Source organism: Streptomyces himastatinicus ATCC 53653 (genome assembly GCF_000158915.1).
GTDB lineage: Bacteria > Actinomycetota > Actinomycetes > Streptomycetales > Streptomycetaceae > Streptomyces > Streptomyces himastatinicus.
In genome coordinates, this window is record NZ_GG657754.1 from 4,353,537 (window position 1) to 4,357,959 (window position 4,423).

3 protein-coding genes and 1 pseudogene are annotated in these 4,423 nt (G+C 72.6%); 1 reads left to right on the top strand and 3 read right to left on the bottom strand.

Annotated features, from left to right (window positions below):
- The 3 genes and pseudogenes from SSOG_RS53640 to SSOG_RS17970 form a co-directional block, all read right to left on the bottom strand.
- Nucleotides 1–1,123 (bottom strand): annotated as a pseudogene (locus SSOG_RS53640) (ATP-binding protein); the annotation flags it as partial.
- Nucleotides 1,120–1,767, bottom strand: a complete 648-nt coding sequence (locus SSOG_RS17965) for a Pvc16 family protein (RefSeq protein WP_009715666.1) — start codon at nucleotides 1,765–1,767, stop codon at nucleotides 1,120–1,122. The pseudogene SSOG_RS53640 and the gene SSOG_RS17965, both read right to left, overlap by 4 nt.
- On the bottom strand, nucleotides 1,764–2,450 hold the full coding sequence (locus tag SSOG_RS17970; protein WP_425385468.1) for a helix-turn-helix transcriptional regulator: 687 nt from the start codon (nucleotides 2,448–2,450) through the stop codon (nucleotides 1,764–1,766). The genes SSOG_RS17965 and SSOG_RS17970 overlap by 4 nt, the downstream gene beginning before the upstream one ends.
- Before the next feature lie 258 nt (nucleotides 2,451–2,708).
- Between SSOG_RS17970 and SSOG_RS53645 the strand changes: the two genes are divergently transcribed.
- Nucleotides 2,709–4,423: ATP-binding protein (locus SSOG_RS53645; protein ID WP_050799896.1), on the top strand; the 1,715-nt coding region annotated here is incomplete at its 3' end.

A 4,423-nucleotide genomic window follows, 5' to 3' on the forward strand; every position in this document is an offset into this window, starting at 1 on the left:
CGGCGTCGTCCCTCCCGCCGACACCGAGCGCGGCCGCCCAGGCGTCCACCCCGCCCGACGGCAGCCGGGGCACGTCCAGCACCAGCGGATCGTGGTCGCACCACTGCGGGTCGTACGCCGCCCGGCCGGTCAGCAACACCGGTACATCAGGCGCCGCCAAGGCCCGGGTGAGCGGTCCCGGCCGCTCGGGCAGCGGGGACACCACGATCCCGCAGCCGCGCAGCCGCGCCTCGCGCAGCAGCTCCGGCACCGGGCCGAGGACGTCGTGCCGCCGGTCGTCCGGGCCGTGCTCCTGGTGCCCGGTGGTGGTGACCGGGGTGAAGTGCAGCGCCTCGTACCCGGCGGCGCCCAGCGCGGTGGCGGCGCACAGCAGTCCGTCGCCCTCCCGCTGTTCGCGCAGGTAGACCGTGCCAGGGGCGGTGGCGAGGTGCTCGGCGAGCCGCTCCATGGAGTCCGGGGACGGTTCACCGGGGGCCGGGAGCATACGGACGCGGCCGTCGAGCACGGCGTCCTGGGTGTCGTCGCCGAGCAGATGGGCGACCAGCCGGTCCGGGACGCTCAACGCACGGCTGAGGAAGGGCCGTTCGACCTCCTCGACGACCAGCAGGCCGAGTTCGGCCAGCGGCGCCGAGGGGTGGAAGCGGGCCCGGGCCCCGGGATGGGCCGCGGACAGACCGCATACGTCGAGCACCAGCCCGACGGTGGCGCGCCGACGGCTGACGTCGTCGTTGAGGTAGCCGTACAGCGGCTCGAATCCGCGGTCGAGGTCGGGGGCGAGCGCGATGAGCAGGGCGGCGGTGTCCAGCTCGGTCAGGCCCAGGCGGCGGACGAGGCCGGGCAACCGGTCGCCGTCGCGCGCGGGTTCGTCGCCGGAGCCGTCGACGGGCCCCGCCGCGGCGTCGTCCTCCGGATGCGGTGCGTCGGCGGACCGCAGCAGATGGTGGCGTACGGCGTCGTCGGACAGGTAAAGGCCGCGCAGCAGGTCGGTCGCGGTGGGGTCGCCCGCGCTGCGCCGCTCCACCAGGGCGGCGATCCGCTCCCGTAGCCGGGCGAGCCGGGCGAGCAGCGCGCCCGCCGGGTCGTCGGACGGGGTGTCGTACGAAAGTGTGGCGCTGTCGGTCACCGGGTGTGTGCTTCCGTGGTCGGCGCGGCGAGGTGGCGTGACTGGTGCATGCGCTCGCCGTCCTCGGCTCCGTCGATCTCGCGGGCGCGCACCAGCGTGCCCTCGGTGACGGGCGGCCCGGCGTCGTAGTCGGGGTAGGCCGGGAACGGCACGGTGATCACCAGGTCGATGGACGGTTTGAGCGTGCCGCCGAGCGCGGACCAGATCTCGGCCAGCGAGCGGGCCTCGGTCTGCACCCCGGCGACCGTGAGCGGCACGCTGAGCCCCAGCTCGGCGAGCGGCTCCGGAAGGATGTCCGGCGGCAGCAGTTCGCGCGGCAGCAGGGTCGCCAACGCGGCCGACAGCAGCCGGTGTTCGTCCTCGGGCCGCTTGGTCCACGCGGTGAGCAGGTACGACAGCCGGAACCAGCGCGGCGGACGGCGCCTGCGGACCACGATCCCCTGTCCGTCGCGGATGGCGGCCGCGCCGCGCTCGCGCCGTTTGACATCCTCCCGGATGTCGTACAGATAGCAGTCCAGAACCGGGGCGTTGCGCCGCGCTGACCATTCCTTGGTCGGGGCGTCGAAGGCGATCTCGATATCACTTCCGGCCAGTGCTCCGCCTTGGAGCAGTGTACGCAACAGCGCGTCGACTTCGTGAATCACGAGATGTACCCCTCGCGCAGCGCGTAGGCCACGGCGTGCGCACGATTGCGCAGGTCCAGCCGCGTGGTCAGACCCTGCATGATGTTCTTGACGGTCCGTTCCGAATACGACAACTTACTAGCAATTTCCCCAGTCCCCATTCCCTCCGCGACCAGCCGCAGCACGTCGATCTCGCGCGGGGTGAGGCCGGAGGGCTGGGTGGCGAGGTGGCCGGAAGTGCCCGGCCGTAAGCTGCCGACCTGGCTGATCAGCCGCCCGAGCAGATCCGAGGGCAGGTCGCCGTCGCCGTGGAAGGCCGCGGTCACGGCCCTGAGCAGCCGTCCACCGGTGGCCTCGTGCCGCCAGACGATGGCGCCGACGCCGCATTCGATGACGTCCAGCAGCTCCGCCTCGCGGATCAGGCTCACCACCAGGACGGGGTGCAGCCCCTCGCTGCGCACGAGTCTGCGCAGCTGGGAGAGGAGGGCCTGATCGGGGGATTCGGCGAGCAGCACGGCCACGCCGGCACCGCTCACGGCGGCCTCGTCGACGAGGTCGACTTCCGGGTGCTGCCGCAGCTGGCTGATCGTTCCTTCTCGTGAGATCGGATCCGGCGCATGGACCACGACCGGAATCTTTTTCTCGGGTTCCGCGATCACCGAATGGAAAGTTCCGCGCACTTTTCCCTCCCCTGCCGCCGCGATGGCACGACAGCTCCCGTTAACAGCCGTACGGGTGGAATCCTTTCTACCACTCAAATATTTCCGGGCCGCGCCCGCGACGCGCCAGGAAAACTGTCCATAAAAGTGTCCAGAAAACTGCTCGGAAAGTGGCCGGTTCATTGCTCACCCCAGTGCTCACCGCCGGATGAGCACCGCCGGGCGGCAACCCAGGAACCGCCGCTACCCTCCTCCCTCAGGAAGCGCTTGAGCAGCGCACCGGCAGGTCGGCAAGGGAGTGCCATGACTCACCGTGACAGCCACTCACCCGGGAGTCTGGGTGAGCACTTACGCGCGGCGCGGCAGCGCGCCTTCGTCGGGCGCGACCGCGAACTGGCCCGATTCCGCGCGGCCCTTGACGGCGCCGCGGACGCCTTCACTGTGCTCTTCCTCACCGGCCCCGGCGGCATCGGCAAGTCGTCGCTGCTGCGGCGCTTCGCCGACGAGGCGCATGCGGCCGGGCTGACGGCGGTCGAGCTGGACGGGCGCAGCGGCGAGTGCTCCCCCGCGGCGTTCGAGGCGGACGCGGCCGAGGTGTTCGCCGCCGACCGGCCGGTGCTGCTGGTCGACACCTTCGAGGAGTACCAGTCGCTCGAAGGCTGGCTGCGGGACCGTTTCCTCCCCCGGCTGCCGCTGGGGTCGCTGGTGGTCCTCGCCGGACGGCAGCCGCCCTCGGACCGCTGGCGCACCGACCCCGGCTGGGCGGGGATCCTGCGGGTCGTCAGCCTGCCGGAACTGCCCCGCGGCGAGGCGGTCGCCCTGCTCGCTGCTCGCGGGGTGCCGCCGGAGCGGCAGGCCGGGGTCCTCTCCTTCGCGGGCGGCAACCCCCTGGCCCTGTCGCTGGCCGCCGAGGTGGCACGCGACCCCGACGACGGGAACGGCACCTGGACACCGGCGCAGGACGTGATCGGCACGCTGGTGTCCCGGCTGGTCGGCGACCTGCCCTCGACGCTCCACCGGCAGGCCCTGGAGATATGCGCCCACGCCCACATGACCACCGAGGAGTTGCTGCGGGCCGCCCTGCCCGAGACCGACCCGGCCGCACGGCCCGAGCACATCGGGACGCGGCCCGACGCGGCGGACCTGTTCGCCTGGCTGCGCGGGCTGCCGTTCATCGAGACGGGCCCGTGCGGGATCTTTCCGCACGATGTGGTACGCGAGATCCTGGACGCCGATCTGCGCTGGCGTGATCCGCAGCGCTACCGGGCCATGCACGGCCGCATCCTCAGCCATCTCGTCGCGCAGGTGCAGCAGGCCCGCGGCGGCTCCGGCGGCGCTCTCGGCTCCGGCGCCCCCGCCGGCTCCCTGGGCTCGGGTTCCGCGGCGGGCCCGGCGCTGCGCGGCCTGTCGGCCGCCGTGCTCTACCTCCAGCGCGACGGGTACGGCAGCAACTGGTTCGGCGCCACCCGGCCGCACGAGGTGTACGAGGACACCCTGCGGCCCGGCGACCACGCCGCGGTGCTGGAACTGGCCGCCAAGGAGGGCCCCGAGGAGAACGTGGCCATCGTCCGCCACTGGCTCGACCGGCAGCCCGAGTCCTTCCACGTCTACCGGCGCTCGGTCTCGGGCGAGACGGTCGGCTTCATGTCCTGGCTGCGGCTCACCGAGGCCCGGGCCGCGGACCAGGACGCCGATCCGGTCATCGCGACGGCCTGGGCGCATGTGCGCCGGACGGCCCCGCCGGGGGCCGGAGAACACCTGGGAATCGCCCGGTTCATGGTGCGCGCCGACCCCAACCCCTCCCCCGCCGGGGACCTGATGAGCGCGCGGATCCTTGCCGAGGTTCTCACCGGTGACGGGCTGACCTGGGCGCTCGTGGTGATGCACGACTTCGAGACGTACCGGCGGTCCCCGTTCGTGGCCGATTTGGACGCCCCGCCCGTGGTCCGGGTCGGCGGCCGGCTCTACGGACTCTTTCGGCCACGACCAGCGGAAGGTGTCACCCGACGCCTTCCTCC